24 protein-coding genes are annotated in these 26,277 nt (G+C 73.1%); 13 read left to right on the top strand and 11 right to left on the bottom strand.

Annotation, left to right across the window (positions count from 1 at the left end):
* Positions 1-12: 12 nt before the first annotated feature.
* Both WME76_RS42805 and WME76_RS42810 read left to right on the top strand, forming a co-directional pair.
* On the top strand, positions 13-291 hold the full coding sequence (locus tag WME76_RS42805) for a hypothetical protein (RefSeq protein ID WP_437957917.1): 279 nt from the start codon (positions 13-15) through the stop codon (positions 289-291).
* A 335-nt stretch (positions 292-626) separates the two neighbouring features.
* The gene (locus WME76_RS42810; protein WP_437957918.1) at positions 627-950 is read left to right on the top strand and encodes a hypothetical protein; all 324 of its coding nucleotides are present in this window, start codon (positions 627-629) and stop codon (positions 948-950) included.
* Positions 951-1,111: 161 nt separating this feature from the next.
* On the opposite strand, the gene WME76_RS42815 is transcribed toward WME76_RS42810, so the two are convergent.
* Both WME76_RS42815 and hisZ read right to left on the bottom strand, forming a co-directional pair.
* Positions 1,112-2,395, bottom strand: a complete 1,284-nt coding sequence (locus tag WME76_RS42815; RefSeq protein ID WP_437957919.1) for an adenylosuccinate synthase — start codon at positions 2,393-2,395, stop codon at positions 1,112-1,114.
* A 112-nt stretch (positions 2,396-2,507) separates the two neighbouring features.
* A complete protein-coding gene (hisZ, locus tag WME76_RS42820) occupies positions 2,508-3,872 on the bottom strand; it encodes an ATP phosphoribosyltransferase regulatory subunit (protein ID WP_437957920.1) in 1,365 nt (454 codons plus the stop codon).
* A gap of 207 nt (positions 3,873-4,079) precedes the next feature.
* Between hisZ and WME76_RS42825 the strand changes: the two genes are divergently transcribed.
* Positions 4,080-4,808 (top strand): RNA polymerase sigma factor, encoded by a 729-nt coding sequence (locus WME76_RS42825; RefSeq protein WP_437957921.1) that lies wholly within the window; start codon positions 4,080-4,082, stop codon positions 4,806-4,808.
* A gap of 21 nt (positions 4,809-4,829) precedes the next feature.
* Here WME76_RS42825 and WME76_RS42830 read toward each other — a convergent pair whose 3' ends face one another.
* Positions 4,830-5,525 (bottom strand): HAD family hydrolase, encoded by a 696-nt coding sequence (locus tag WME76_RS42830; RefSeq protein ID WP_437957922.1) that lies wholly within the window; start codon positions 5,523-5,525, stop codon positions 4,830-4,832.
* Positions 5,526-5,698: 173 nt separating this feature from the next.
* Between WME76_RS42830 and WME76_RS42835 the strand changes: the two genes are divergently transcribed.
* Together WME76_RS42835 and WME76_RS42840 are read left to right on the top strand one after the other, a co-directional pair.
* Complete coding sequence (locus WME76_RS42835) at positions 5,699-6,769, top strand: hypothetical protein (RefSeq protein WP_437957923.1); 1,071 nt, start codon at positions 5,699-5,701, stop codon at positions 6,767-6,769.
* 59 nt (positions 6,770-6,828) lie between these two features.
* Positions 6,829-8,073: a phosphatase domain-containing protein gene (locus WME76_RS42840; RefSeq protein WP_437957924.1), complete on the top strand. Its 1,245-nt coding sequence runs from the start codon at positions 6,829-6,831 to the stop codon at positions 8,071-8,073.
* Positions 8,074-8,154: 81 nt separating this feature from the next.
* Here the strand turns inward: WME76_RS42840 and WME76_RS42845 are convergent, their stop codons facing one another.
* Entirely contained in the window at positions 8,155-8,826 is a 672-nt protein-coding gene (locus tag WME76_RS42845) for a hypothetical protein (RefSeq protein WP_437957925.1), read from the bottom strand.
* Between WME76_RS42845 and WME76_RS42850 the strand changes: the two genes are divergently transcribed.
* The gene (locus WME76_RS42850; RefSeq protein WP_437957926.1) at positions 8,815-9,006 is read left to right on the top strand and encodes a hypothetical protein; all 192 of its coding nucleotides are present in this window, start codon (positions 8,815-8,817) and stop codon (positions 9,004-9,006) included. The genes WME76_RS42845 and WME76_RS42850 overlap by 12 nt on opposite strands.
* An 81-nt stretch (positions 9,007-9,087) precedes the next feature.
* Here the strand turns inward: WME76_RS42850 and WME76_RS42855 are convergent, their stop codons facing one another.
* The 3 genes from WME76_RS42855 to WME76_RS42865 form a co-directional block, all read right to left on the bottom strand.
* Positions 9,088-9,753, bottom strand: coding sequence for a hypothetical protein (locus WME76_RS42855; protein WP_437957927.1), 666 nt, complete (start codon positions 9,751-9,753; stop codon positions 9,088-9,090).
* A gap of 92 nt (positions 9,754-9,845) precedes the next feature.
* Positions 9,846-11,018, bottom strand: a complete 1,173-nt coding sequence (locus WME76_RS42860; RefSeq protein WP_437957928.1) for an aminotransferase class V-fold PLP-dependent enzyme — start codon at positions 11,016-11,018, stop codon at positions 9,846-9,848.
* Between the two features lie 58 nt (positions 11,019-11,076).
* Positions 11,077-11,832 (bottom strand): helix-turn-helix domain-containing protein, encoded by a 756-nt coding sequence (locus WME76_RS42865; RefSeq protein ID WP_437957929.1) that lies wholly within the window; start codon positions 11,830-11,832, stop codon positions 11,077-11,079.
* A 42-nt stretch (positions 11,833-11,874) separates the two neighbouring features.
* On the opposite strand from WME76_RS42865, the gene WME76_RS42870 reads away from it, so the two are divergent.
* Positions 11,875-13,059 (top strand): cytochrome P450, encoded by a 1,185-nt coding sequence (locus WME76_RS42870; protein WP_437957930.1) that lies wholly within the window; start codon positions 11,875-11,877, stop codon positions 13,057-13,059.
* 346 nt (positions 13,060-13,405) lie between these two features.
* A complete protein-coding gene (locus WME76_RS42875; protein WP_437957931.1) occupies positions 13,406-14,158 on the top strand; it encodes a hypothetical protein in 753 nt (250 codons plus the stop codon).
* A gap of 15 nt (positions 14,159-14,173) precedes the next feature.
* Here WME76_RS42875 and hisC read toward each other — a convergent pair whose 3' ends face one another.
* The gene (hisC, locus tag WME76_RS42880; protein ID WP_437957932.1) at positions 14,174-15,256 is read right to left on the bottom strand and encodes a histidinol-phosphate transaminase; all 1,083 of its coding nucleotides are present in this window, start codon (positions 15,254-15,256) and stop codon (positions 14,174-14,176) included.
* 123 nt (positions 15,257-15,379) lie between these two features.
* Between hisC and WME76_RS42885 the strand changes: the two genes are divergently transcribed.
* From WME76_RS42885 to WME76_RS42905, 5 genes are all read left to right on the top strand, one after another.
* A complete protein-coding gene (locus WME76_RS42885) occupies positions 15,380-19,378 on the top strand; it encodes a protein kinase domain-containing protein (RefSeq protein WP_437957933.1) in 3,999 nt (1,332 codons plus the stop codon).
* A 452-nt stretch (positions 19,379-19,830) separates the two neighbouring features.
* Positions 19,831-21,132, top strand: a complete 1,302-nt coding sequence (locus tag WME76_RS42890) for a phenylacetate--CoA ligase family protein (protein ID WP_437957934.1) — start codon at positions 19,831-19,833, stop codon at positions 21,130-21,132.
* The gene (locus WME76_RS42895; RefSeq protein ID WP_437957935.1) at positions 21,129-22,325 is read left to right on the top strand and encodes a glycosyltransferase family 4 protein; all 1,197 of its coding nucleotides are present in this window, start codon (positions 21,129-21,131) and stop codon (positions 22,323-22,325) included. Before WME76_RS42890 ends, WME76_RS42895 begins: the two co-directional genes overlap by 4 nt.
* Positions 22,326-22,773: 448 nt before the next feature.
* Positions 22,774-23,157, top strand: a complete 384-nt coding sequence (locus tag WME76_RS42900; RefSeq protein WP_437957936.1) for a phage holin family protein — start codon at positions 22,774-22,776, stop codon at positions 23,155-23,157.
* The gene (locus tag WME76_RS42905) at positions 23,154-23,489 is read left to right on the top strand and encodes a hypothetical protein (protein ID WP_437957937.1); all 336 of its coding nucleotides are present in this window, start codon (positions 23,154-23,156) and stop codon (positions 23,487-23,489) included. Before WME76_RS42900 ends, WME76_RS42905 begins: the two co-directional genes overlap by 4 nt.
* Before the next feature lie 120 nt (positions 23,490-23,609).
* On the opposite strand, the gene WME76_RS42910 is transcribed toward WME76_RS42905, so the two are convergent.
* The 3 genes from WME76_RS42910 to WME76_RS42920 all read right to left on the bottom strand — a co-directional run bounded on the left by WME76_RS42910 (position 23,610) and on the right by WME76_RS42920 (position 26,175).
* Positions 23,610-24,053 (bottom strand): VOC family protein, encoded by a 444-nt coding sequence (locus WME76_RS42910; RefSeq protein WP_437957938.1) that lies wholly within the window; start codon positions 24,051-24,053, stop codon positions 23,610-23,612.
* Positions 24,054-24,164: 111 nt separating this feature from the next.
* Positions 24,165-24,668: a DoxX family protein gene (locus WME76_RS42915; protein WP_437957939.1), complete on the bottom strand. Its 504-nt coding sequence runs from the start codon at positions 24,666-24,668 to the stop codon at positions 24,165-24,167.
* A gap of 313 nt (positions 24,669-24,981) precedes the next feature.
* Positions 24,982-26,175 carry a hypothetical protein gene (locus tag WME76_RS42920; protein ID WP_437957940.1) on the bottom strand — a complete coding sequence of 398 codons (1,194 nt, stop codon included), beginning with the start codon at positions 26,173-26,175 and terminating at the stop codon, positions 24,982-24,984.
* Between the last annotated feature and the right edge of the window lie 102 nt (positions 26,176-26,277).

Below are 26,277 nucleotides of genomic sequence, written 5' to 3' on the forward strand. Positions count from 1 at the left end.
GGGGAATGATGTATGGATGCCTTTCTGAGACAGGCCGAGGCTTGGGAATACGTAAAATCGATCGCCGACGCGAAAGAACGCTTGCTGACGGAGATTGCCGTCGCGAAGGCGCTCTCATTTCTCGCGACTGATTCGGAGTATCGGCGGACTTTCGAGAAGGCTCCCGTGGATCTGCTGCTCTACGCACGGACCGTTCACGGTTTGTTTCGGCACTCAGATGTCCTGAGGGGCGTCCTCGATGGCGTCATTACGAGCATCGGCGACCTGGATCCATTTCCTCCAAGCACCTGAACGGATCGGCCTCGCGGTTCATGGCCGCCTCGAGCGTGACTGGTTCGAGGCGCGCCATGACCGCGTTTGCCGCCGCCGCCATCCCGCACCCCCCGCGCCCGCTCACCGCGCTGGGGCGGGCCATGCTGCCGAAGATCACCGGCGAGCACCGCGACGGCCTCCGTGATCACGTCATCTTTCGTGGTGCTCGGCATGCGGACGGCGGGGCCGTCCGGCCTCGCGCTGGGCCTCAGCTACGATGGCGCGCTCCTGACCACCCGGACGTGGACAGGCCCTGCCTTCGGGAGCGGCTCCGGCACGGTGCACTGGACTTACAACCATGAGCTTCGCGTCAAGTGCTCGTCTTCCAGACGGCGGCGGCGGCGTACATGGAGCCCACTGACGTCCGGAACGGGGAGTACCTCGTGGTGCTCGACAGCGCGGGGCGGAAGCCCGGAATCCAGGTCGGCTTCGAGCGCCGTCCCTGCATGTTCGGATTGCTGGCCCGGTGGATTGACGTCGTGAGGCTGGTGCTCCTCGAAGACCGGCCAGACAAAGCCGAGCTCGCCAGCTTGCTGCGCAGCTTCCTCGCCGACGTCGATGGGCGTCACGAGCTGGCCACAGAGGCTTCTCTGGCCGAGCTGGTCCGCCGGACAGCAGACGTCGCGCTCACGCGCTGATCAGGAGCCAATCAGCCCCGGAGCCGAGCGAGCGCCGCTCGGCTCCGAGGCTGCGAGGACGGGGAGCGCCACGGACACGAGCCGTCAGGCACCCTCAGGCGCGAGGCGCCGGGCGCCGACGGCCTCCGGCCCGCGCGCCCCTCACCCGAGCGCCCGTCCCCTCACGCGAACGCGTTGCGCCGGACGATGGTCGCCTCGCGATCCGCGCCGACCGAGACGACGTCCACCGGCACGCCCGTCTCCTTCTCGACCAGCTCCACGTAGTGGCGCGCCGCCGCCGGCAGCTCGGTCATCGAGCGGGCGGCGTCGATCGGCTCGCTCCACGCGGTCACCTGCTCGAGCACCGGCTTCGCCGTCCCGAGATCGTCGATCGGGAACTCCCGCGTGAGCCCCGAGGGCGTCTCGTAGGCGACGCACACCTTGAGCTCCGGCATGCCCGTCAGCACGTCGAGCTTCGTGAGCGCGATGCCGTCGAGGCCGTTCACCCGCGCCGCGTAGCGCAGCGCCGGCAGGTCGAGCCAGCCGGTCCGCCGCGGCCGGCCGGTCACCGAGCCGTACTCCCCGCCGACCGACCGCAGCCGCTCGCCGAGCGCGCCGGCGAGCTCCGTCGGGAACGGGCCCTCGCCCACGCGCGTGCAGTACGCCTTCGCGAGGCCGAGCACCCGGCGGATGCGCGTCGGGCCGACCCCGGCCCCCACGCACGCGCCGCCCGCGATCGCCGACGACGACGTGACGAACGGGAACGTGCCGTGGTCGATGTCGAGCAGCGTCCCCTGCGCGCCCTCCAGGAGCACGCGCTCACCCCGGCGGAGCGCCCCGTCGATGAGCTGCGACGTGTCGGCGAGCAGCGGCGTGATCCGCTTCGCCAGCGGCGCGAGCTCGTCGAGGATCGCGTCGAGCGACGGCGGCTCGCCGCCGAGCGCGCGCAAGGTCGGCGTCCACGCTTCAATAGCGCGCGCGACGAGCTGCGCGAGCCGCTTCATGTCGCGCAGGTCGCCGAGCCGCGCCCCGCGCCGCGACGCCTTGTCCTCGTAGCAGGGGCCGATGCCGCGCTTGGTCGTCCCGAGCCGCACCCCGTCCGCCGCGCTCGCCTCGCGGAGCGAGTCGACCAGCGGGTGGAACGGGAGGATCAGGTGCGCGCGATCCGAGACGAACAGCCGCCCGTCGGTCGAGCAGCCCCGCGCCTCGACGGCGTCGATCTCGGAGACGAGCACCCCCGGGTCGACCACCATGCCCTGCGCCATCACGCAGCGGGCGTTCGAGCGGAGGATGCCGCTCGGGATGAGCCGTACGATGAGCTTCTCCCCGCCCACCACCAGCGTGTGTCCAGCGTTGGGTCCGCCGGCGTAGCGCACCACGAGGTCGGCGCTCTCCGTGTACAGGTCGACGACCTTACCCTTGCCCTCGTCGCCCCACTGCGCGCCGACGATCACGATCGCGGTCATTCCGAAGCTCCTCCCGAATCACGTGGCCCGTCCTCTGCCCGCTCGTCATTCCGAGCGGCTCCGTCCGGGTTCAGGTTCGCCTTTACCCCAGGCTCGCGCGCCGAGCGAGCGTCTACTTTTCGCCCGGCGGGGTCGCCCTCGTCTTCAGCACGATCGCCTGGGCGACCGCGGCGTCGTCGAGGGTCGCCGGGACGGTCGCCGCCCCGGGCTCCCCGCAGCCGGGCGGCGCCTCGAGGACGATGGCCCCGTCCCGCTCGCGCACCAGGTGGGAGAACCGCCAGGACAGCGCGTACCCCTCGGGATCCTGGTCCGGCGGGTGCGCCACCGCCGGGACGCCGAGCCCCCGCAGCGCCGCCGCGAGCGGCTCGGCCCGCTCCGGCCGCACCGCCAGGAGCACCCGCGGGGCCGGCTCGTCCGCGGCGCCGGCCGCGTCGCGCGCCCAGGCCACCGCGTCGAGGTTCAGGGCGAAGCCGACGGCCGGCATGGGCAGGCCGAAGCGCGAGAGCAGCATGTCGTAGCGCCCGCCCGCCGCGATCGCCTCCCCGGGGCCCTCGGCGAACACGTGGAAAATTGCACCCGTGTAGTAGGCGAGGCCGCGGAGCTCGCCGAGGTCGACCCGGAGCGCCGGGCCGAGCTCGGGGCTCGCCCTGGCCGCGTCCCAGAGCGCGCGGAGCTCGGCGAGCGGCGCCTCGGCGGGCGTGCCGGAGAGCAGGCTCGCGGCCCGGTCGAAGACCACGGACCCGTCCGGGTCGGCCTCGCCGCCGCCCGCGAGGTCCGGGAGCGCGGCGATGGCCGCGACGATGCGGCGCGGGACGTCGGCGGCGCGCGGGCTCGCGAGCACGGCGGCGAGGCGCGACGCGTCCTTCAGCTCGAGCACCTCCGAGAGCTCGGCCGCGAGCCCGGCCGGGACCGAGTCGAGCAGCGCGCGCGCGATCATCGCGTGGCCGAGGTCCACCACGAACCGATCGAGGCCGGCCTCGCGCACCGAGGAGGCGGCGAGGCGGAGGATCTCGAGGTCGCCGCCGAGCGTGCCGACGCCGTACAGCTCGACGCCGGCCTGCGGGATCTGCCGGTGGCGGCGCGCCCGGCCCTGGCGGCGGCGGAGGACGGTGCCCTCGTAGCAGAGGCGGATCGGGCGCGGCGCGTCGGCGAGCCGCGTGGCCACGAGCCGCGCGATCTGCGGGGTCATGTCGGGGCGGAGCGCGGCCACCTCGCCCGACTCGGGCTCGATGAAGCGCAGCACGTCGGCGGCGTCGAGGGTGCCGAGCCCGCGCTCGAGCACCTCGGCGAACTCGAAGGCCGGCAGCGCGACCGGCTGGTAGCCGTACAGGACGAAGTGGTCGAGCACGCGCTTGTTGAGCGCGCGGCGGCGCCGCGCCTCCTCGGGGAGGAGGTCGCGCATGCCGGCGGGCAGCGGGTGCGCCAGCGCGCGCGGCGGCGCCGAAGCGGGCGGCGCTGCGCGGTCCACCTCGGGCATCGGAACATGGCGGTCTCCCCCTCGGGGGGCTTCCCATCGCGGAGCGTCGCTGGACATGATGGCCCCGCTTATACCGGCTGAGCACGCGGTGCGCACGCGGCGCGCACGTCCGTTGAGCTTGCCGTGGCAAGGCGTTTGCTGATCGGAGCGCACCACCGGGCCCGTGGGCCGGAAGCGCACGCGGCGCCCTCGACGGAGAGATGGCTCATGGCTCTGACCGCCGTTCCGACCGATGTTCCGAGCGCCAGCACGAGGCCCGAGACTCCTCTGGCGCCGTGCGGTCTCACCCCGCCCGGCGCGGTCGGGTCGCGCCCGCCGTCAGTTCGCCGTGGCGCCGCGAGCGCGGGCCCGCTGGCCGAGGTGATCGGCAGGGCGAAGGAGGGCGACAGGGAGTCGCTCGACGAGCTCACGCGCCTCATCCGCCCGCACGTCGAGCGGCAGCTCGCGCGCTACCCGGTGTCCGACGAGGACCGGCTCGACCTCGTGCAGTCGACGTTGCTTCAGGTGGTACGGACGATCCGCTCGTTCCGGGGCGACTCGAGCTTCACGACGTGGCTGTTCCGGGTGACGGCGAACGAGGCGCTCATGCTGATGCGGTCGCAGCGCCGGCAGCGCGCGCGCATCGTCGAGGGGCTCGACTTCGAGGAGCTCGGCCTCTTGCCGACGATGCGCAGCACGATCGGCGAGGACGACGCCGCGTCGGCGGCGGAGCGCGAGGCGTACGTCCGCGAGGCGCTGTGCGAGCTGCCGGACGACTACCGCGACGTGGTGCTGGCGCACTACCACGAGGACCTCGGCCTGCAGGAGATCGCGCAGAAGCTCGCCGTGAGCGAGAGCGCGGTGCGCTCGCGGCTCCACCGCGCGCGCGTGCGCCTCCGGGCGATCCTCAACGCCACCGCGTTCGGGCGGGAGATCGCGGAGGGCGTCGCGGCCTGAGGGCGACGCGGGAGGGCGAGGCTAGCGGACGGCGGAGATCCTGACGGTCGCGTCGCGCCAGCGGCGGAGGACGTCCCAGAGCTCGCCCAGGGTGTGGAGGAGCACGTCGGGCCGCGCGTCGACGAGCTCCTGGTGCGAGCCGAAGCCGCCGAGGACGGCGATCGACCGCACGCCCGCGCGGCGCGCGCACTCGACGTCCTGGGGGCCGTCGCCGACCATGACCATCCTGCGCGGCGGGACGCCGAGGTGCTCGGCGAGGTGGAGCAGCGGCGCCGGCGACGGCTTCTTCTCGGCGATGTCGCCGCCCGCCACCACGGCGTGGAAGAGACCGCGGACCCCGAGCGCGGCGAGCACCGCGTCGGTGGTCGAGCGCGGCTTGTTCGTGCAGACGCAGAGCGAGAGATCGCCGAGGTCCGAGAGCCTCTCGATCATCTCCTGCGCGTCCGGCATCCAGCGGGTGAAGTCGAGCGGGTGCCGCTCGTAGTACGCGAGGAAGTGCCGGAGGAGCACGTCGACGTCCTCGGACGACTCGGGGAGCCTGGCCGCGCGCGCGACGAGCGCGCGCGCGCCGTCGCCCACGTACCGGACGATCACCTGGCCGGGCAGCGGTGCGCGCCCCGTGACCTCCAGCGCGTGGTTCACCGCCGCCACGATGTCGCCTCGGCTGTCGATCAGCGTGCCGTCGAGGTCGAACACAATTGCGGTAGGAGAGACCATCGCCTGGGAGCGTACGCCGGCGCCCTCGCTGACGGAAGGTGCGACGAGCACCCAGAGCGCACGTGGCGGCGTGAAAGGTGGGGAGGCGGCTCGAGCGTCCCGCCACAGCAGAGTTCGTACAGGGCTCGTACAGGCTAGGACGGCTTCATGCCAGGAGTAGAATGCCAGGCAGGATGGACGGTGCGGAACGCCTGCTCGCGTGGTTCCACGAGACCCTCGCGCGTCACCAGCCCGACGACGCGGTCTCGTTCACGGAGGCGCAGGCGCGCTTCATCTCGGTGCTGAAGGGCCTGATCGCGGTGGAGCGAGGCGGCGGGATGGTGTTCGGGATGTCCCTCGCCGGCGAGCACGTCGACGCGCTCGTGCGCGCGGCGCTCCCGGCGCTCGCGGAGGCGGCGCAGGCCTGGCGCGCGCACTTCGAGCGACGCCACGGCGCGCGCGGTCGCCAGGAGGTCGCCCGCATCGCCGCGGACCTCCGCTACGCGCCGTTCCTCGACCGCGACCCCCTCCGCGCCGACCCGGCCGTCGACGAGGCGCTCGCGCAGCTCATCGACGCTTGCCTCGACCCGCGCCGCGCCGCGCCCGGCGCGGGCGAGCGCGGCGCGGCGCGTGTCGACGACCGGCACGACCGGCACGACCGGCTCGACGACGCGCTTCGCAGCGCGCTCGTGCGGGGCAGCTTCGCCTCCTCGGCGCCGCGCGCCGGCTGGTCCGTCGCGGTGAAGACCCCCTCGGCGGATCGCCGGCGCGAGGTGGCCGAGGTCGAGGCGCGCCACGGGGCGCTTCACCCGCAGATCGAGGCGCTCTATGCCTCCATCGACGGGCTGGCCCTGCTCGACGCGGGCGCTGCGCCCTCCCGGGTGCCGTGGCCCGCGGCGCTCCCGCCGGCGGCGGTCGTCGTCCTGTCGCCGCTCGAGAGGGGGCTCGTCGTCCGCAAATCGAGCTCGTCGAGCAGGATGGGGGAGATGCAGCTCCTCACGATTGCCCAGCTGCCGGGGCACATCGTGACGATGGAGTCCGATCGCGGCGTCGAGGTCGAGTGCTCCGTCGCCTTGTATCTCGCGGTTCGCCTGGGAACCGCGGAGATCTACATGACCGCCGGCGACTACACCTCTCCAGTGCACCTTCTCGCGCCCGATCTGGTGAGCTTCCTGCGCGCGCTCCGCGCCGAGGCGCCGCGGCTCGACGGCATCCTCGCGGCGCTGGTGGAGGTGCTCGGCGGCAGGGCGTGGGGCTCCACGTGAGTTCCGGCGGCGCCGTCCTCGCCGCCCGCTCCGCAGATCCATTATGCTGCGGGGACGCCATGGCGATCGACACCACCCGTGACGCGCCCATCCCGTCGGTGCTGCCAAAGCTCGACGAGATCCGGCAGCGCATGGCCTCCCACACCGACCGGCGAGACGAGCGGCGGATCCTCGAGATCCTCGCGGGAGCGAGCGCCGTCGAGCTCGATCAGCTCCTCCTCCAGATCGATCTCCGCGCGCTGCTCGGCGACATCGACGATCGCCTCATCGGCCCCGACAACCGCACGGCGCTGCTCGATCTGCTGACCGCGGATCGCCTCGGCGACCTCGGCATCCCGGCCCGCGCGGCGCTCGCCTCGGCGCTGCAGCGCGGCCGCACGGGGGGCCTCGATGAGCAGGCGTTGCGCCGCATCTGGCTCGGCACGCGCGGCGCCGACGTCACGCGGCTCAAGAACGCGCTCGACGGCCGGGGCGGCTACCACGACCTTCACCAGCTCTTCTATCACGACATCGACGACGACGCGCTGCGCGAGGAGCTCCTCGAGCACATCGCGCGTGAGGCGGCCGCGGTCTCGACGCGTGAGGTGAAGATCCTCTCCGACATCGACGATACCTTCTATGCGAACTGGAAGGACGCCCGGTACCCGAAGAAGACCGTCTATCCCGGCGTCCTGCAGTTCTACGCGGAGCTCGACCGCGGGCCGGACCTCGAGCCCGGCCGGCCCGGCGACCTGACCTTCGTCACCGCCCGCCCCGGCGACCGCCTCGGCCTCGTCGAGGGCGCGACCCTCGAGGCGCTCGCCGAGCGCGGCCAGCTCACCGCGACCGTCCTCGCGGGCTCGTTCCTGCGCCTCCTCGGCAACCGCGCCATCGCGGAGAAGAAGCTCGAGAATTTCCTCGAGTACCGGCGGCTGTACCCCGAGTACGGCTTCGTCTTCGTCGGCGACAGCGGGCAGGGCGACATCCACTTTGGCCAGCGCATGCTCGAGATCGCGCCGGAGGTCGTCAAAGCGGTCCTCATCCACGACGTTGTCGCGACACCCGAGACAGCGCGGCTGGAGCTCGCGGTCGGCGGGGTGCGCCTGTTCGACACGTACATCGGCGCGGCGCGCGAGGCGCTCGAGGTCGGCCTGCTCGGCCCGGACGGCGCGGCCCGCGTGGCCGAGGCGGCGCTCGCGGCGTTCGCCGCGGTCCCGTTCCCGTCGCACGAGGACCGCGCGCCGCGCCGGCTCGAGATGCTGCGCGATCTCGCGCGGCTGAACGACGTCCTGCCGGCACCCCTGCGGGTCGAGACGGCCGTGTGACCAGCTCCCGGAGATCTCGGGAGGAGAGCGCCTGAAGACGGGAAGGGCAGGCCGATGATCTCGTCGCCTTCCGCGGCGTGATCAGGGGATGTTGAAATACTCTGCCTGGCAACAGCTCTCTTTCATGCCGCACGCGGTGGCGCTCTCTCCTTCACACGTCCCGACCTCGACGCCGTCCACGAGGCACAAGCAGGTCGTGTCGCCGCCGGCGGGCGTATCGCATCGCGTCTCGTACCGCTTGCCCTGGCACGTCGACGCGCACCCGCACGTCTCACCTTCCGCGCCGCCTCCGCCCTCGCACAGCCCCCCGCCGCACCCGTGGAGCGCTGTGCACGCGGTCACCGCCTCCGCCTCCTCGTCGCACGCGTCGGGCGCTCCGTCCTGGCACGAGGGCGCGAACGGCAGGGCGCACGCGTAGAGGGCCCCCAGCGCGTCTTGGCACGCCTCGCCGACGCGCTCGAATTGCTCGCTGCAGAAGCTGGCGCAGTCATCGTGCGGAAACCCGCAGTCGTTCACCTCGACCTGATGGCAGAAGTCCAGGCAAGCCTGCTCGCCGGCCGGATCCTCGCCAGCACCGCCCGCGCCACCAGCGTCACCCGCGCCGCCAGCGCCGCCCGAGCCGACGCCGCGCGGGCCGCCGCCCCCACCCGCGCCGCCCGCGCCGCCCGCGCCGCCAGACCCGCCTTCCACATCGACAGCGCCGCACGCGGCGAGCAAGCCAATCGCGACCACGAAGAGTAATTGGTCGATCACATCCAGGGATGTTCGCATCGCCCGAGGCTAGCCCGGTCCACGCTCGCCGATGATGGCGAGCAGGAAGCAGACGCAGCGCCGGACCCGGGCCGCGAGCCGCGCCGGCTCGAGATGCTGCGCGATCTCGCGCGGCTGAACGACGTCCTGTCGCCACCCCTGCGGGTCGAGACATGCCTGTGAGCAGCTCCCGGTGATCTCCGGAGGAGAGCGCCTGAAGGCGGCAAGCTCAGACCGATGATCTCGTCGCCTTCGCCGGCCGGATCAGGGGATGTTGAAATACTCTGCCTGGCAACAGCTCTCTTTCACGCCGCACGCGGTGGCGCTCTCTCCTTCACACGTCCCGACCTCGACGCCGTCCACGAGGCACGCGCAGGTCGTGTCGCCGCCGGCGGGCGTATCGCACTGCGTCTCGTATTGCTTGCCCTGGCACGTCGACGCGCACCCGCACGTCTCGCCTTCCGCGCCGCCACCGCCGTTGCACAGCTGCCCGCCGCACCCGTGGAGCTCGGTGCACGCTTCCAGCGCGTCGATCTCGTCCCTGCACGCGTCGGGCGGCTCGAAGCCACACTGGACCGTCGCGAAGGGCAGGAAGCACGCGAAGGCCGCGCCAAGCTCGTCCTCACACCCGGCGCCAGCGCGCTGGATCTGCTCTTCGCAGAAGCCGTCGGCGCAACTTGCGTCGGGATCGGCGCAGTTGCTCACCTCGTCGCAGTAATCCAGGCACGCCTGCAAGGCGCCCGAGCTGCCCGTGTCGTCCGAGCCGCCGGCACCGCCCGAGCCGCCGTCGCCGCCAGCGCCCCCCGAGCCAGGGCCGCGTGGACCGCCGCCACCAGCGCCGCCCGAGCCGCCACCCCCGTTGTCCCCATCGACAGGACCACACGCGGCGAGCAGGCCCATCGCGCCGAGGAACAGCGTTTTACCAAGCACGTTCAAGAATCTTTGCATCGCACGATTCTAGCTCGATCCACGATCGCCCAGGACGGCGAGCAAGAAGCAGACGCAGCGCCAAACTTCGCTCTTCAGGCCGCGGCGAGCGCGGCGACGAAGCGGTCGATCTCGGATTCGTCATTGTAGTAGTGCACCGACGCGCGTATGAGATCGGGAATCCCGCGAGCCTCGAAGTCGAGCAGGGTCCCGGACGCGGTCGACACGCTGACGTGGATCGCCTGCGCGCCGAGCCGCGCCTTGACGGCCGCGGCGTCCTCGCCCTCCCTGGTGAAGGTCACGATGCCGCAGCGCCGCTGGCCGAGGTCGCGCACGGCGACGCCGGGGAGCTCGGCCAGCCGGGCGCGGAGGCGCTCGGCCAGCGCGCAGACGCGGTCGCGGATCGCCGGCAGACCGAGGCGGAGCGCGTAGTCCACGGCCGCGCCGAGGCCGAGCCGGCCGGCGACATGGCTCTCCCAGCTCTCGAAGCGCCGCGCATCGGGCCGCAGCTCGTAGCGGTCCGGCGCGGTCCAGCAGGCAGCGTGCAGATCGAGGAACGGCGGCTCGAGCCGCTCGAGCAACGCGCGCCGCACATAGAGAAAGCCAGTGCCGCGCGGCCCGCGCAGGTACTTGCGCCCCGTCGCCGACAGCATGTCGCAGCCGATCGCCTCGACGTCGATCGGCAATTGCCCCACCGACTGGCACGCGTCGAGCAGGAACGGCACGCCCGCCGACCTGGCGCGGCGGCCGATCTCCTCCGCCGGGTTGATCAGCCCGCCGCTCGTGGGGATATGGGTGACCGCGATCAGCTTGACCCGCTCGTCGAGCAGGCGGTCGAGCTCGGGCAGCGAGACGGCGCCGCTCTCGTCGCTCGGGATGGGGACGATCTCGGCGCCGGTGCGCCGCGCCATCTGCAAGAACGCGATGTAGTTCGAGGCGTACTCGGCCCGCGCGGTCAGGATGCGATCGCCCGGGCCGAAGCGGAGGGAGTAGAACGCCATGTCCCAGGCGCGCGTGGCGCTCTCGACCAGGGCGATCTCGTCCGGCGCCGCGCCGATGAGCCGCGCGACCGAACCGTAGACCGCCTCGAGCCGCTCGCCCGCCTCCGCCTCGGCCTCGTAGCCGCCGATGGCCGCCTCGCGGCGCAGGTGATCGACCACCGTGTCGACCACCACGGCCGGGGGCAACGCGGCCCCCGCGTTGTTGAAGTGCACGACCCGGGCGCAGGCCGGGGTGTCGCGGCGCAGCGCGGCGATATCCATCGTCATGAAGCCCTCTTCCTCGCGAGATCGATCCGCCGCAGGACAGCAGCAGCGCCGGCAGACTCTACGTCAAGAGCAGCCCGCTGCGCAGCTCGGTCGGGGAGTAGCCGAGCATGCGGCGGCAGGTCCGCGAGAAGTGCGCCAGGTCGGCGAACCCAGCGGCGTGGGCGGCGCCCGTCGCGTCGAGGCGCGAGAGCGCCGCCACCGCGACGAGGAGCCGGCGCCAGAGCTGGAAGGTGCGGATCGGCAGCCCCACGTCGCGCACGAACAGCGCCTGCAGGTGCGCCTCGGAGAGCCCCGCGCGCGCGATCGCGAGGCGCCGGTCCGCGGCCGGATCGCGCAGCGCCTCCAGGACGCGGGCCACGCGCCGGTCCGGGGCGCGGCGCGGCGACGCCTCGGCGAGCCAGCCCGCGAGCTCGCGCGCGAGGCCGTCGAGGACCTCGGGGCGCGACAGGGACGCGACGTGCGCCGCCGCCGCCCCGTCGAAGCGCGAGAGGAGGTCGCCGTCGAGCGGGCAGGGCCCGCCGCGCAGGCGCGCGTGGCCAGCGACGTGCGGCATCAGCTCGGGGTCGTACAGCAGCCCGAGGGTGGGACCGGGGCAGGAGGCGGCGTGCCACACGTCGGGGGGCACGACGACCATGCGCCCGCGCACCGCCGCGCCGCCCGGCCCGGGCAAGGTCACGGTGACCTCGCTGTCCAGCCCGACCAGGATCGCCGCGCCGTGCTCGGCGTGGAGCGTCGATGTCATCGCGGTCGAGGCGCGCACCGCGAACGCCTCCCCGATCACGGCGCCGATCCTGGATGCGTTCAAGCCGCCCACGGAACGGAATCCTACCCTGGCGCGCGAAGGAGGTCGTGAGCGATGAACCTGTTCTCGGACGAGATGCGCCGCAATCCTTATCCCCTGTACGACGAGCTGCGGAGCGGGACTCCCGTGCTCCACTATCCGCCGTCCGATTCGTGGATGATCTTCGATCACGACGGCGTGAAGCGGGCGCTCCAGGATCACGAGGCGTTCAGCTCCGTCGTGTCGCCGCCGGGCAACAGGACGTCCGAGTGGCTCATCTTCTCGGACCCGCCGCGCCACACGAAGCTGCGCGCGATCATCACGCGGGCCTTCACCCCCCGCGCCGTCACGGAGCTCGAGCCGCGCATCCGCGCGCTGTCGAGCGGGCTGCTCGACCGGACGATCGAGCGCGGTGAGATGGACCTCGTCGAGGACTACACCCTCCCGCTCCCGCTGCTCGTGATCGCCGAGATGCTCGGCGCCCCGACCGAAGACCAGCCGCGGTTCAGGCGCTGGAGCGACGTGATCCTGGACCTCGGCACCACCGTCTCGGGCAGCGAGGAGGCGGCCCGGGCGATCGCCGAGTTCTCCGCGGTGAGCGTCGAGATGCAGGGCTACCTGCGAGGCCTGATCGCGCAGCGGCGGGCGGCGCCGCAGGACGATCTCCTGACCCGGCTCGTCGAGGCCGAGGTGGACGGCGAGCGGCTGAACGAGGACGAGATCCTCGGCTTCTTCCAGCTCCTGCTCGTCGCCGGCCACGAGACGACGACGAACCTGATCAGCAACGCGATCCTGTGCTTCCTCGAGCACCCGACCGAGCTCGCCCGCCTCCGGGCCGAGCCCCACCTCCTGCCCTCGGCGATCGAGGAGGTCCTGCGCTACCGCTCGCCGGTCCAGGCGATGTTCCGGGTGACCCGGCGCGACGTCCCGATGCACGGCCAGGTGATCCCGGCCGGCAAGCCGGTGCTGGCGATGATCGGCTCTGCCAACCGAGATCCCAGGCAGTTTCGCGATCCTGGCCGCTTCGACATCGCGCGCGACCCGAACCCGCACGTCGCGTTCGGGCACGGCATCCACTTCTGCATCGGGGCACCGCTCTCGCGCCTCGAGGCCAGGGTCGCGCTGCCGGACCTGCTCGCGCGGCTCACGGACCTCTCGCTCGCGAGCGACGCGCCGTGGGAGCCGCGCCGGGCGATCCACGTGCACGGACCGACCCGCCTGCCGATCCGCTTCGCGCCGGGGCAGCGCTTCGGGGGGTGATGCCCGGGGCGCGGACGGATCAGGGCGGCCGGCGCTCCGGCGCGCGGCACGTCGCGGCACGCCGCGGCTCGCCGCGGCTCGCCGGGCTCTGCTGAGGGCTGTCGGTCTGATGGCCGCGGGCCTCACCCCGCCCGCCCCTGCGGCCCCGCGCCGGCGCGCCGGGGGCGCTGGCGGCGCCCGCCGCGGGGTCGTCGCATCTCGCACACCGCTGGCACCTCCATTGCTGACCACGCTGCGTCGCTGGCGACGCCAGCGACGCCAGCGACGCCAGCGACGTCAGCGACGCCCGGCGAACGGCCGTCCCGCAGCCGAGATGACGGCAGCAGCGGCGCGCATGGAGGAGTCCATGAACGAGCAGACCTCGGTCGAGGTCCGTGTTCCACGCGAGATGACCCCGGAGGAGAGACAGCTCCTCGACGGCGAGCTCCATGCCGTCCGCCGCCTGATCTTCGAGGGATCGCAGCGGGAGAAAAGCTTCGCCGCCCACGTGCTCCACGCCGACGCGGAGCACGGCGCCCTCGTCCTCCAGCGGAGCGCAGGCGGCCGGATCGTCGGCTACTTCGCGATGCAGATCGTCGAGCGGGAGCTCGCCAGCGTGAGGGTCGCCGTCGTCCGCGGCGAGTCCGGGGCGCTCGGCGAGCACCCGGCGAGCAGCGATGTCGTCCTCCGCCTCGCCCTGGATCGCCTCATCCGCTACATGCTCGCCCGCCCCGGTCGACCCGTGTACTGCCTGTGCTCGCTCGCCCATCCGTCGAGCTACGCCCTGCTCTCGCGCTTCGTCGACGTGACCCACACGAGCCCGGCCGAGGGCAGGCCCGCGGGCGCGGACGAGCGCATGTCCGCGCTCGCCGCCTCGTTCGCCCGCGAGCCGAGCGAGCACGGCGGCCTGCTCGCCTTCGAGGTCGCGCGGCGGGGGAGCGCGCCCGCGGGGAGCTGCGATTTCCTGCACCTCTACGAGAACCCCGCGGTCCGGTGCTTCGTCGCGGCGCACCCCGGGCCCGCGGAGGCGCACGGGCTCATCGCGCTCGTGCCGCTGAGCCTCGGCGGCATGATGCGCGCGGCGGCGCGCGCCGCGGGGCCGGAGGCGCGGCGCGCGTAGCCGGCCCGCCGCCGCTCACGCCAGCACGGCCGACAGGCTCTCGAGGAAGCGCTGGTTCTCGCGCTCGGTGCCGACGGTGACGCGCAGGCTGGTCGGCAGGTTGCCGAACGGCCGCACGATGACGCCCTTGCGCAGCAGCGCGTCGTACACGTCGCGCGCCGGCCGCTTCACGTCCACGAGCACGAAGTTCGCCTGGCTCGGGGCCACCGACAGCCCGAGCGCGGTCAGCTCGCGCGTGAGCCGCTCGCGCTCGCGGCGGTTCAGCGCGCGGCTCTTCTCGACGTGCTCGGCGTCGTCCAGCGCCGCGAGGGCGGCCGCCTGGCCGATCGCGCTCACGTTGAACGGCGCGCGCACCCGGTTCATGTAGTCGATGAGCTGGGCCGGGCCGACCGCGTAGCCGACGCGCAGGCCCGCCAGGCCGTAGATCTTCGAGAAGGTGCGCACCACGAGCAGCCGCTCCCGCAGCCCGCGGAGGCGCATGGAGTCCGGGTAGTCCGCCGCGTCCGTGTACTCGATGTACGCCTCGTCCATGACGACGATGACCTCGGGCGGCACCTCCCGGAGCAGGCGCTCGACCGCGGCGCGGCCCACGTGCGTGCCGGTCGGGTTGTTCGGGTTCGCGACGAACAGGAGGCGCGTCTTCGGCGTGACCGCCGCGGCCATCGCCTCGAGGTCGTGCCGCAGGTCGCGCAGCGGCACGGCGGTGTACGGGACGCCGTACGCCAGCGCGGAGATCTTGTAGACGATGAAGGCCGGATCCGCGAACACCATGTGCGACCCGGGCGTCGCGAAGGCGTGCACCATCAGGTCGAGCAGCTCGTTCGAGCCGTTGCCCTGGACGATCTCGTCCATCGAGACGCCGTGGACCGCCGCGAGCCGCTCGCGCAGCCGGTACGCCGCCCCGTCCGGGTAGAGGTTCATGCTCTCGAGCGCCCGGCGCGCCGCCTCGACGGCGCGCGGGCTCGGCCCGATCGGGTTCTCGTTCGACGCGAGCTTCACGGCGTCGGTCACGCCGAGCTCGCGCGCGAGCTCCTCGAGCGGCTTCCCCCCCTCGTACGGGACGAGGTTCTCGACGGTGGGCAGAACAAGCGCAGACATGGGGGCGCATCCTATCACCTGGCCCGTTGCCCTGCCTACACCGGGACACATGCGACCTCGCCCCGGGCCGTTCGCCGGGATCTGGTCTCTCCGTCCGCGCTCCATGTGATACTCGCCGTCCCGATGAAACCCGGGGACATCGTCGCCGACCGATTTTTGATCGAGCGCCTCGCCGGGTCGGGGGGGATGGGCTCCGTCTACCGCGCGCTCGACCGGCACACAGGCGAGACGGCGGCGCTCAAGGTCATGTCGGGCCGCGGCCTCGAGCACGGCGAGCGCTTTGCGCGCGAGGCGCAGGTGCTCGCGGAGCTGCGGCACCCGGGCATCGTCCGGTACATCGCGCAGGGGGCGACCGAGAGCGGCGAACCGTGGCTCGCGCTGGAGTGGCTCGAGGGCGAGAGCCTCGCCGACCGGCTGCGCCGGCGCGGGCTCACCGTCGGCGAGAGCGTCCTGCTCGGCCTGCGCGTCGCCGAGGCGCTCGCCGAGGCGCACCGCAACAACGTCGTCCACCGCGACCTCAAGCCGAGCAACCTGTACCTCGTCGACAAGGCGGTCGAGCAGGTCAAGCTCCTCGACTTCGGCATCGCGCGGCTCACGTCGCTCGCGCCCCTCACCATGACCGGCGTCGTCATGGGCACGCCGTTCTACATGGCGCCCGAGCAGGCCCGCGGCGAGCGCGACGTGGGGCCCCAGGCCGACGTGTTCGCGCTCGGCTGCGTGCTGTTCCACTGCCTCACCGGGCGGCCGCCGTTCGTCGGCGACGACATCCACACCGCGCTCCTGCGCGTCGTGCTCGACGAGGCGCCGCGCCTGCGCGACCTGCGCGCCGACATCCCCGAGACCGTCGACGCCGCCGTGGCGCGCATGCTCGCGAAGGACCCGGCGAGCCGCCCCGCGAACGGCGCCGCCGTGGCGCTCGAGCTGCTCCGGGTGGGCGAGATCAAGAGCACCCCCCCGGCGCCCGTGAGCCGGCGCCCGAGCGCGCTCACGACCGGCGAGCGGCGGACGCTCTGCCTGATGCTCGCGCGGATGGGCTCGCAGGAGGCCTCCTGGCAAGGGCCGACCATGCCGATGACCCTCCCGATGACCATGCCGCTCGCGCGCGTGGTCCCGGAGGAGGAGGTGAAGCGCGTGGCCGCGCGCTTCGGCGGCGCGCTGCAGACGCTGGCGGACGGGCTCCTGCTCATCACGCTCGAGGGGCGCGGCCTCATCACCGACCAGGCGGCGCGCGCGGCGCGCTGCGCGATCGAGGTGCGGGACCTCTTGCCCGGCGTCCAGATGGCGCTCGTCGCCGGCCGCGCCGCCGCGGACGACCGGCTCCCGATGGGGCCGACCATCGACCGCGCCGTGAGGCTGCTCGACGTCGCCGAGGGCGGGCTCATCCGCCTCGACGAGGTGATGGCCGGCCTGCTCGACGCGCGCTTCGACGTCGGCGGCGACGCCGAGGGCCTCGTGCTCCGGGCCGAGCGCGACCTCGTCGAGGCGGCGCGGACGCTGCTCGGGCGGGCGACGCCGTTCGTGGGGCGCGACCACGAGCTCGCCATCCTCGACGCCGTGCTCGACGAGTGCCTCTCCGAGCCGACCGCGCGCGCGGTCGTGATCACCGCGCCCGCCGGGCTCGGCAAGAGCCGGCTGCGCTACGAGTTCCTGCGCCGGGTCGAGGAGCGCAACGAGCGGGTGCAGGTATGGCTCGGCCACGCCGACCCGATGAGCGCCGGCTCGCCCTTCGGGATGCTGCGCCAGATGCTGCGCCGCGAGGCCGGGCTCTCCGGCGGCGAGCCGCAGGAGGTGCGGGAGCAGCGCCTCCGCGCGCGGGTAGGCCGCTACCTGAGCGGCGGCGACCTCGCGCGGGTCACGGAGTTCCTCGGCGAGGTGGCGCGCATCCGCTTCGCCGACGAGGGCCGCGTGGAGCTGCGCGCCGCGCGGAGCGACCCGATGCTCATGGGCGACCAGATCCGGCGCGCCTGGGAGGACTTCGTGCTCGCCGAGTGCCGCGGCGAGCCGGTGCTCCTCGTGCTCGAGGACCTGCAGTGGGGCGACGTGCCCACGGTGAAGCTCATCGACGCGGCGCTCGCGCACCGGGACCAGCCGCTCATGGTGCTCGCGCTGGCCCGGCCCGAGGTCGAGACGGTGTTCCCGAAGGTGTGGGTCTCGCGCGGCGTGCAGGAGATCCGGCTGCGCGAGATCGGGCGGCGCGGCAGCGAGCGGCTCGTGCGCGAGGTGCTCGGCGACGCGGTGACGCCCGACGTGTGCGCGCGGCTGTGCGAGCGCGCCGGGGGCAACGCGTTCTACCTGGAGGAGCTCATCCGCGCGGCCGCCGCGGGGCGGACGGAGGCGCTGCCCGAGACGGTGCTGTCGATGGTGCAGGCGCGGCTGGAGTCGCTCGACGCCGAGGCGCGGCGGGTGCTCAGGGCGGCGAGCGTCTTCGGCCAGAAGTTCTGGCGCGGCGGGCTGATGGCGCTGCTCGGGGGCGAGCGGCGGGCCCCGCAGGTGGACGGGTGGCTCGCGGTGCTGGTCGACCGCGAGCTGATCGCGCGGCGGGGGGAGGGGAAGTTCCGGGGTGAGGACGAGTACGCCTTCCGGCACGCGCTCGTGCGCGAGGCGGCGTACGAGACGCTGACCGACGCGGACCGCGCGCTCGGCCACCTGCTCGCCGGCGAGTGGCTGGACGCGGCGGGCGAGCGCGACGCGGCGCTGCTGGCCGAGCACTTCGAGCGCGGCGGCGACGCCGAGCGCGCGGTCGTCTGGTTCCGGCGCGCGGCGGAGCAGGCGCTCGGGGCGAACGATTTCCGCGCCGCGATCCAGCGGGCCGAGCAGGGCGTGGCGAGCGCCGACGCGGACGGGGAGTTCTTCGCCGCGCTGCGCCTCGTGCAGGCCGAGGCGCACAAGTGGCTCGGCGAGGCGGCCGAGGCCGAGCGGTGCGCCGTCATGGCGATGCGCGGCTTCCCGCGGAAGAGCGCGCTCTGGTACGCGGCGGCCGCGGAGGCGGCGTCGATGCGCGTGCGCCTCGGCATGGGCGACCGGCTGGCGGACCTCGTCGAGGAGCTCCGCGGCGGCTCCCCGAGCCACGGCGGCGGCCCCCCGAGCCACGGCGGCGGCCCCTCGATCCACGGCGGCGGCCCCCCGAGCCACGGCGGCGGCCCCCCGAGCTACGTCGAGGAGGCGACCGGCGCCTCGGTGAGCGCGCTGGCGCGCATCGCCGGGTCGCTCCTGCACGGCGGCCAGTACGCCGCGGCGGAGGAGATCGTGCAGGAGCTCGCGCGCGTCGCGATGCCGCTCGCGGAGCGCGACGCGGCGGTGGCGGCGCGCATCCACGCGCTGCGCGCGTCGCGGGCGCTCTGCTACGGCGACCCGGCGGCGTCGCTGGAGTGCACCGAGCAGAGCATCCCGGCGTACCTCCAGACGGGCGATCTCCGGAACGCGTGCCTGAGCCGGGTGAACGCGGCGCACTGCCTGGTGCAGCTCGGGATGTACCACCGCGCCGAGGCGGAGCTGCGCGACGCGCTCGCGGAGGCGGAGCGGATGGGGCTGCACAACGTCGCGACGTTCGCGAAGCAGAACCTGGGGCTGCTCTGGACGCAGCAGGGCGACCTGGCCGCGGCACGCACGGTCACGGCCGAGGCCGTCGAGGCGTTCTCGGCGCAGGCGAACCGGCGGCAGGAGGCGCGGTCGCGCGCGTACCTCGCCGCGATCCTGATCCGGCTCGGCAGCCTCGGCGCGGCGGACAACGAGGCGGGCGCGGCCGTGGCGATGCTGGCGCACGTGCCGACGCTCCAGGCGCTCGCGCTCGCGGTGCGGGCGCGGGTGCTGCACGAGCAGGGGCGCGCGCACGAGGCGCTCGAGGCCGCGCGGCGCGGGCTCGGGCTGCTCGTGTCGGTCGGGGGGACCGAGGAGGGCGAGGCGCAGATCCGGCTCGTGTACGCCGAGGCGCTCCGGGCCGCCGGGCACCACGACGCGGCGCGCGAGGCGATCGCGGTCGCGATGCAGCGGCTCGTGACGCGGGCCCAGTGGATCCACGACCCGGCGCGGCGACAGAGCTTCTGCCAGGCCGTGCCCGAGAACGCCAAGACGTTCGCGCTGGCGGCGCTCTGGCAGCAGGAGACGGAGCCCACCGCGGGCTGAGAGGCGCCGCGCCGCGGTCGGCCGCCGCGCGCGCGCGGCGGGTTCATGGTCGCGCTCGCCGGCGGAGCTCCCGCGGCGGCTGGAAACCAGGAAGTTCCTTGTTCTCTCCCCCGGCCATCTCCCCCGCTTGCCCTCTCGTGCTTCAAACCGATCACCCGATGGCGGCGCGCCCGGACGGATCTCGCCCAGGACGAGGCGCCTTGCGGGCGCGGCGCTGCGCGCGCCGGTGCGCCTGCGACGCGGGACGCAGAAGCAGGTGTGATGTAGAGTTCAGTCACGGCACCTCCACAGATCGCTTACCGGAGCGTGGGCGCGCGCGGCGCGACGCCAGGCTGCGGGCCGCTTGACGGCCTGTCGAAGGTTCGGAAGAATCAGTTCCTATTATGTACTCAGCACTCTTTCGGAATGTCCTCTATCCGTTTTATGAGACGAAACTCCGAAGAAGGGCGACATTGGCGTACCTCGAGGAGATGGAGCGGTCCCAGTGGCGGCCGGAGCGCGAGCTCCGCGAGCTCAACTGGCGAAAGATGCAGGCGGCCCTCCAGTTCGCGGAGCAGCACGTGCCCTTCTACCGGCGCCGCTTCGCCGAGTACGGGGTGCGGGCGAAGGACGCGCGTGCGCCCGAGGATCTCGTGCGCTTTCCCGTCCTCACGAAGGCGGATCTCCGCGCGCACGGCAGCGAGCTGATCGCCGACGGGTGGAGCGGCAAGCTCTTCCGGAGCGGCACCGGAGGCTCGACCGGCGAGCCGGCGCGGTTCTTTTACGATCACACGACGTACGAGTGTAGGAGCGCGGCGGCCCTGCGGGCCGACGCGTGGGCGGGCGGGCGGATCGGCGAGAAGGAGCTCTACATCTGGGGCATCCCGACCAAGGAGCCGCGCTGGAAGAAGGTGAAGCGCACGCTCCACGAGGCCGCCATCCGGAAGAAGACGGTCAGCGCGTGGAACCTGTCGGAGGAGCGGCTCGCGGGGGTGGTCGACGAGATCCGCCGGTACGCGCCCAACCTCGTCGTCGGATACACGAGCCCGCTCTACTACACGGCGCGCTACGCGCTCGAGACGGGGCACAGGCTGCCGACGCCGAAGGGGATCATCGCGACGGCGGAGCGGCTCTTCCCGCACCAGCGCGAGACGATCGAGAAGGCGTTCCAGGCGCCGGTCTACGATCGCTATGGCTGTCGGGAGATGATGCTGATCGGCGCGGAGTGCGAGCGCCGCGAGGGCAAGCACCTCAACGTCGAGAACATCTTCGTCGAGGTGCAGTGCGGCGGCCGGCACGCGAAGCCCGGCGAGCCGGGTGAGGTGATCCTGACCGACCTCATCTGCCGGTCGATGCCGCTGATCCGCTACAAGAACGAGGACGTGGTGGTCGCCGCGGACAAGTCGTGCTCGTGCGGGCGCGGGCTGCCGCTGCTCGCCTCGGTCGAGGGGCGGGTGCTCGACATGATCGTCGGGCCGGACGGTCAGCTCCTCTCGTCCGTGTTCTTCCCGTACTTCTTCAAGGACAACCCGACGGTGGAGCGCTACCAGGTCCACCAGGACAAGACGCGGGCGATCACGATCAGGATCATCCCCGGCGAGGGCTACAAGCCGGAGACGTCGGAGGCGATCGAGCGCGATCTCCGCCGGTTCCTCGGGGAGCGGGCGGACATCCGGGTGCAGCTCGTCGACGAGATCCCGGTCACGTCGGGCGGCAAGTTCCGGTTCACGGTGTCCGAGGTGCCCATCGAGTTCGGCCGCGAGGTCGCGGCGTGATCGGAGCCCCCGAGTCTCTGCCGACGCCGGGAGCAGGGCCGCGCGCGGCGCCGGGCCGGCCGGCGAAGGTCGCGCACGTCGTGCTGTCGCTCAACGTCGGCGGGCTCGAGCGGGTGGTGCTCCGGCTCCTGGAGCGGACGGCGCGCGACCGGTTCGCGCCGGTCGTGTGCGCGCTGCAGGAGCCCGGCGCGCTCGCCGAGGAGCTCGCGCGGCTCGACGTGCCGCTGGTCGTGATCCCGCGCAGGCCGGGCCTCGACCCCGGGCTCCCGGTGCGGCTGTCGGCGTGGATGCGGCGCGAGGGGATCGCGCTGGTCCACACGCACAACCCGGGGCCGCACCTCTACGGCGCGCTCGCGGCCGGCCTCGCGCGGGCCGCGGGCTTGGCTGGCGGTGGCGGCGGCGGCGGGCCGCGCGTCATCCACACGAAGCACGGGCGCAACTACCCGAAACAGAAGCGGAAAGTGCTGGTCAACCGGCTGGCGGCGGCGCTCACGGACCGGGTGGTGGCGGTGAGCGACGACGCGCGCGCTGTCGCGATCGAGGTGGAGCGGGTCGACCCGGCCAAGGTGGTGACGATCCTGAACGGCGTGGACACGGACGTGTTCCGGCCGGGCGACGCGGGCGCGGCGCGGGCGCGGCTCGGCGTGCCCGCCGCGGGCTACCACGTGGGGTGCGTGGCGCGGCTCTCGCCGGAGAAGGACCACGCGACGCTGCTGGCGGCGTTCGCGCGGCTCCGGGAGGTGCGGGCGGACGCGCACCTGACGCTGGTCGGCGACGGTCCGGTCCGCCCGGCGCTGGAGCAGCAGGCGGCGCGGCTCGGGCTGGCCGGCGCGGTGACCTTCACCGGGACGCGCGGCGACGTGGCGGAGCTGCTCCCGGCGTTCGACGTGTTCGCGCTCGCGTCGCTGACGGAGGGGATCTCGCTCACGCTCATCGAGGCGGCCTCGGCGGGGCTGCCGATCGTGGCCACGCGCGTGGGCGGCAACCCGGAGATCGTGCAGGAGGGCGAGACGGGGCTGCTCGTGTCGCCGGGCGCGCCGGAGACGCTGGCGGCGGCGCTGGAGGCGGTGGCCGTGCGGGAAGACCGCGCCGAGATGGGGATGCGGGGGCGAGCGCGGATGATCGAGCGGTTCGGGATGGACCGGATGATCCGGGCGTACGAGGACCTCTACGCCGAGGTCCTCGGCGGGTAATTCCGGGGCGCTGGGGGGCGGGGGGCGGGGGGCGCGACGAGCTCCCTGCCCGGGGCCTCAGGACAACAGGCTGTTGCCGCGATGCGTGACGAGCTCCCTGCCCGGGGCCTCAGGACAACAGGCTGTTGCCGCGATGCGTGACGAGCTCTTCTGACAGAGCACGTGGCCGCGGAAATAAGCGACGTGAGCGCGGAGACAGGGGCGGAGAGGCGCCACGCGCAGGCACGCCACATGTGGCGTGATGGCGGTCGATCGTCTTCCTGGCTGGGCCCTCGGCGCTGGTCCGCGGCGCGGAGATCGCGGGCGTGAACGCTGCGTGGTCCGATCGATGCATTTGGAGGTCCCACGAACTGGCGGTGGACGGAGCTGGCCAGTGCGCACGACGGACGAACCCGCCGGCGAGACGCCGGATGAGGGGTCCAGACCACCCATCCCACGCGAGGAAGCCATGGCGAACAACCAGCAGCCCAAGGAGAGCGGGCTCGTCGATCTCGTCAGAGACGCCATCCAGGACACTCAGGAGCTGATCAAGATCGAGATCGCGCTCGCGAAGAACGAGACCAAGCAGGACATCAACAAGCTCAGGAACGCGGCGATCGCGTTCGGCGTCGCCTTCGCCGCCGCGATCCTGATGCTCGCGATGCTCCTCGTCGCGGCGGCCCTCGCGCTGGGCGGGGCGGTGCCGGCGCTCGTCATCGCAGGCGCCCTGCTCGTCACGGCAGCGATCGCCGGGCTGGTCGGCTACCGGGCCGTCCCGCGAGAGCCGCCGCTCGACGCCACCAAGGAGCACGCCCAGGCCCAGGCCAACCTGCTGAAGGAAGAGATCGCATGAGCACCAACGCAAATGGCATCGACGACCTGGAGCAACGCGCCGCGCTGCTCCGATCCCACGTCCGCGCGAACCTGGAAGAGCTCGATCGGATCTCCGTGAGCCCCGGCGGCGCGCACCCCGCCGTCAGGGACAGCGAGGCGAAGAACTCGCCAGAGCGCGAGCGCCTCGAGCAGCGGGCCGACGCGGTCCGCGAGGACCTCGTGAGCCGCATCGGCGAGATGGAGCGGCAAGCACGGGAGAAGATCCTACCGTACGTGACGCTCGGCGGGGCCGTCCTCGTCGCGCTGACGCTCGGGTTCGGTTACGTGTTCTACAGGTCGCTGCGGCGGTAGCGCCGCGCGCCCGCCCCGGTCGCGCTCACCGCGCTTCGGCGCGGCGCGGCGCGGGCTCTCGTCATCGCGCCGCCCAGCCCGGCGCCGCGCGTCGGCCGCGGCGCCGGTCGCCGCGCGGCCTCAGGCCTTCTGGTCCTGGCAGTTCTCGCGCTGACAGTTGAACATCCAGCGGATGCCGAACGCGTCGGTGAGCGTGCCGTACTTCGCGCCCCAGAACGTGTCCTGCAGGGGCATCGTGACCTTGCCGCCCGCGGCGAGGGCGTCGAACACCCTCGCCATCTCCGCGGTGTCGTCGAAGTGCAAGCAGGTCTCGGCGTGCCCTTCTTCGTTCGGGACCGGCATGCCGGTCATGATGTCGCTGATCATGAGGACGCCCCCGCCGATGCGCAGCGTGGCGTGCATGATCCGGTCCTTGTTCTCGGGAGCCACGTTGTCCCCCGGGACGTCGCCGAAGCGCATCGGCGGGCCCTCGCTCTTCGCGCCCAGCGCGCTCTCGTAGAACTTGATGGCCTTGTCGGCCGTCCCGTTGAACATCAGATAAGGATTCAGGCTCTTGATCGACATGTCTTCCTCCGTGCGGCCCGCGCCGCCAAAATCGTTGTCTCAGCGCTGCGCTCGATGTCCTGATGTCGCGAGGAGCTCCAGCTCATCGGTCCTCGCGGATTCCGTTGCCCCTCACTCCGCCGCCCGGAGCGGCAGGACGGCGCGGAGCCGCCGATCGCGCAGCCAGAGCCCGCCCCAGATCAGCGCCGCCACGTAGATCGGGAACAGCGTGTGGCTGAAGAGCGGGCTGCCGACGCGCACGTGCGTCGCGATCGCGCCTCCCAGATAGCCCGTCCAGAGCACGGCCCCCAGCACGGCCGTGCGCGGGATGACGTAGAAGAGCAGGCACACGACCTGCAGCACCCCGAGGGGGAAGATCACGCTCGCCGAGTACCCGAGGCTGGTCGTGCCCTCCACGAACTCGGGCGGCTGGAGCAGCTTGCCCGTGGCGTCGAAGCCCAGGAACAGGACGGCGAAGCCGCTCAGGATACGACCAGCCCACAGCGCCTTCCTGGAGCTCCGGACCGAGCGCTGGACCTCGCTCGGCGCGCCGGTCACGGCGGCGCCGGTCCGGGGCGCCTCGTTCTCGTCTCGGATCGGCGCGGCGTGGCGAATGTCGGGGGAGATCGCGGTCATGGGAGCCTCTCTGTCGGGGTTCGAAGGCATAGACCCCCGCACATGATCGAAATCATCGGTGCCCTGAAAAAAAATCGACCGACCCCGCCACCCGACCGCCAGGCGCGCGTCCGAGCTCGGCGCGGGCTGCCTCCGGTGCGACAGGTCACTTCATGCGGCCACGGGCGACGCAGACATACCACCGCGAGGCACGGTCGAGCGCGCGAAGTGCAGCAGTGTCCCGCCCTGCCGATACTTGCGTTTACTTGTTTGAAATTCTCACGAGGGTCATGGCATGCGTCGATTCACGTCGATCGACGTCGAGCCCCGGGCGTCATTGGCCCTCTCCCGCGGCCGGATCGAGCTGCACGCCGACGCTCCACGCGCCGCGCTCCGCCTCATCGCGCACGGTCACCCGCCCCGTCGCGAGGTCGAGATCGAGCGCCGGATCGCCCCCGTCCCGGGTCGTGTTCCCGTCGTGGACGCGGACGACGCGATCGCGCTCCACCGTGCACTCGGAGACGCCTGTCGTGCCCGCCCCGTAGAGCATGCGGCCGCCGCAGGCGAGGCGCGTGAGGCACTTGCCGCCTCGCGGGAGCGGCGAGACGCGCAGCGCGCACCTCGCGCCCGCCTTCACCGGGCTCGGTCCCGTGGACTCGGTGACGGCCGCGGACCGGCGCAGCGTCATCTTCGTGGCGTCGAGGAGCGGCTCCCCCGCGACGGGCGGGCTCTGGTAAGCCAGCGTGAGCTCGACGCGGTACGCGGGCGCCGAGTCGCTCCAGACGGCGCCCGCCCTGCGCGTGCTGTCGAGCGAGACCTCGGCCCGCTCCCCGGCGCGCGAGCCCTTGTCCTGGTACGCGATGGCATAGACCTGCGTGCCAGGCTCCGCGCCGGAGTCCTCCTCCACGCCGCTGCTGAACATCGACATGCCGTTGAGCGCATCGCTCGATCGATAGATCGGCTTCCCGCCGCAAACGACCTGGAGCGACGGCACACGGATGTCGTCGCCCGAGCTCGCGAGCTCCGCCTCGACGGTGCACCGCGCGCCGGCCGCGAGGGGGAGCCCCGTGGCGCGCGCGACGCCCGCCTCCCAGGTCGCGGTCGCCGTCCGCAAGGGCCTCTCGGGGGCCGGCGCGGGCGGCGCCGGCGCGGGCTCGGGGGCCATGGACGTCGGCTCCGGCAGCGGGGCAGGGACCGGAACCGGCGGCGGAGCCCCGTCGACAGGCGCCTCGGACGCGGGCCGCAGCAGCACATGACCCAGCACCGCGCCGCAGATCCCGAGGCCCGCGATCATCGCCAGGACCGGCGCGAACAGCGACCGCCTCGGCCGGCCGCGCACCGCGTCGAGCTCGCGGCCGAGCTGGTCGAGCACGCGGCGGGCGTCCGCCATCTGGCGCTCGAGCTGCTCGACGCGCGCCGCCCGATCGTCGTCGCGGTGGTCGTCGAGCTGCTTCCTGGCCGTCGCGAGCTGCTCCTCGAGGCTGTCCACGCGCCCGCGCAGCGCGTCCCGTTCGTCGCGGTACCGCATCGCACAACGTTACCACCGCGAGGCTCGCCCGACGCGCGCGCGGCCGGATCGCCTCGCGCCCGCGTCGCCAGGCGACGGCGCCCGGGCTCGCGGGCGACACGC

Origin of the sequence: Sorangium sp. So ce119, from assembly GCF_051524405.1 — a bacterium.
Lineage (GTDB): Bacteria > Myxococcota_A > Polyangia > Polyangiales > Polyangiaceae > Sorangium > Sorangium cellulosum_G.

Bases quoted from the DNA above. Each gene is read 5' to 3' on its own strand.
- WME76_RS42885 (WP_437957933.1), top strand. From the start codon at position 15,380: ATGAAACCCGGGGACATCGTCGCCGACCGATTTTTGATCGAGCGCCTC.
- WME76_RS42870 (WP_437957930.1), top strand. From the start codon at position 11,875: ATGAACCTGTTCTCGGACGAGATGCGCCGCAATCCTTATCCCCTGTAC.
- WME76_RS42905 (WP_437957937.1), top strand. From the start codon at position 23,154: ATGAGCACCAACGCAAATGGCATCGACGACCTGGAGCAACGCGCCGCG.
- WME76_RS42815 (WP_437957919.1), bottom strand. From the start codon at position 2,395: ATGACCGCGATCGTGATCGTCGGCGCGCAGTGGGGCGACGAGGGCAAG.
- WME76_RS42910 (WP_437957938.1), bottom strand. From the start codon at position 24,053: ATGTCGATCAAGAGCCTGAATCCTTATCTGATGTTCAACGGGACGGCC.
- hisC (WP_437957932.1), bottom strand. From the start codon at position 15,256: ATGTCTGCGCTTGTTCTGCCCACCGTCGAGAACCTCGTCCCGTACGAG.
- WME76_RS42915 (WP_437957939.1), bottom strand. From the start codon at position 24,668: ATGACCGCGATCTCCCCCGACATTCGCCACGCCGCGCCGATCCGAGAC.
- WME76_RS42830 (WP_437957922.1), bottom strand. From the start codon at position 5,525: ATGGTCTCTCCTACCGCAATTGTGTTCGACCTCGACGGCACGCTGATC.
- hisZ (WP_437957920.1), bottom strand. From the start codon at position 3,872: ATGCCCGAGGTGGACCGCGCAGCGCCGCCCGCTTCGGCGCCGCCGCGC.
- WME76_RS42860 (WP_437957928.1), bottom strand. From the start codon at position 11,018: ATGACGATGGATATCGCCGCGCTGCGCCGCGACACCCCGGCCTGCGCC.
- WME76_RS42825 (WP_437957921.1), top strand. From the start codon at position 4,080: ATGGCTCTGACCGCCGTTCCGACCGATGTTCCGAGCGCCAGCACGAGG.
- WME76_RS42805 (WP_437957917.1), top strand. From the start codon at position 13: ATGGATGCCTTTCTGAGACAGGCCGAGGCTTGGGAATACGTAAAATCG.
- WME76_RS42840 (WP_437957924.1), top strand. From the start codon at position 6,829: ATGGCGATCGACACCACCCGTGACGCGCCCATCCCGTCGGTGCTGCCA.
- WME76_RS42835 (WP_437957923.1), top strand. From the start codon at position 5,699: ATGGACGGTGCGGAACGCCTGCTCGCGTGGTTCCACGAGACCCTCGCG.
- WME76_RS42920 (WP_437957940.1), bottom strand. From the start codon at position 26,175: ATGCGGTACCGCGACGAACGGGACGCGCTGCGCGGGCGCGTGGACAGC.
- WME76_RS42875 (WP_437957931.1), top strand. From the start codon at position 13,406: ATGAACGAGCAGACCTCGGTCGAGGTCCGTGTTCCACGCGAGATGACC.
- WME76_RS42900 (WP_437957936.1), top strand. From the start codon at position 22,774: ATGGCGAACAACCAGCAGCCCAAGGAGAGCGGGCTCGTCGATCTCGTC.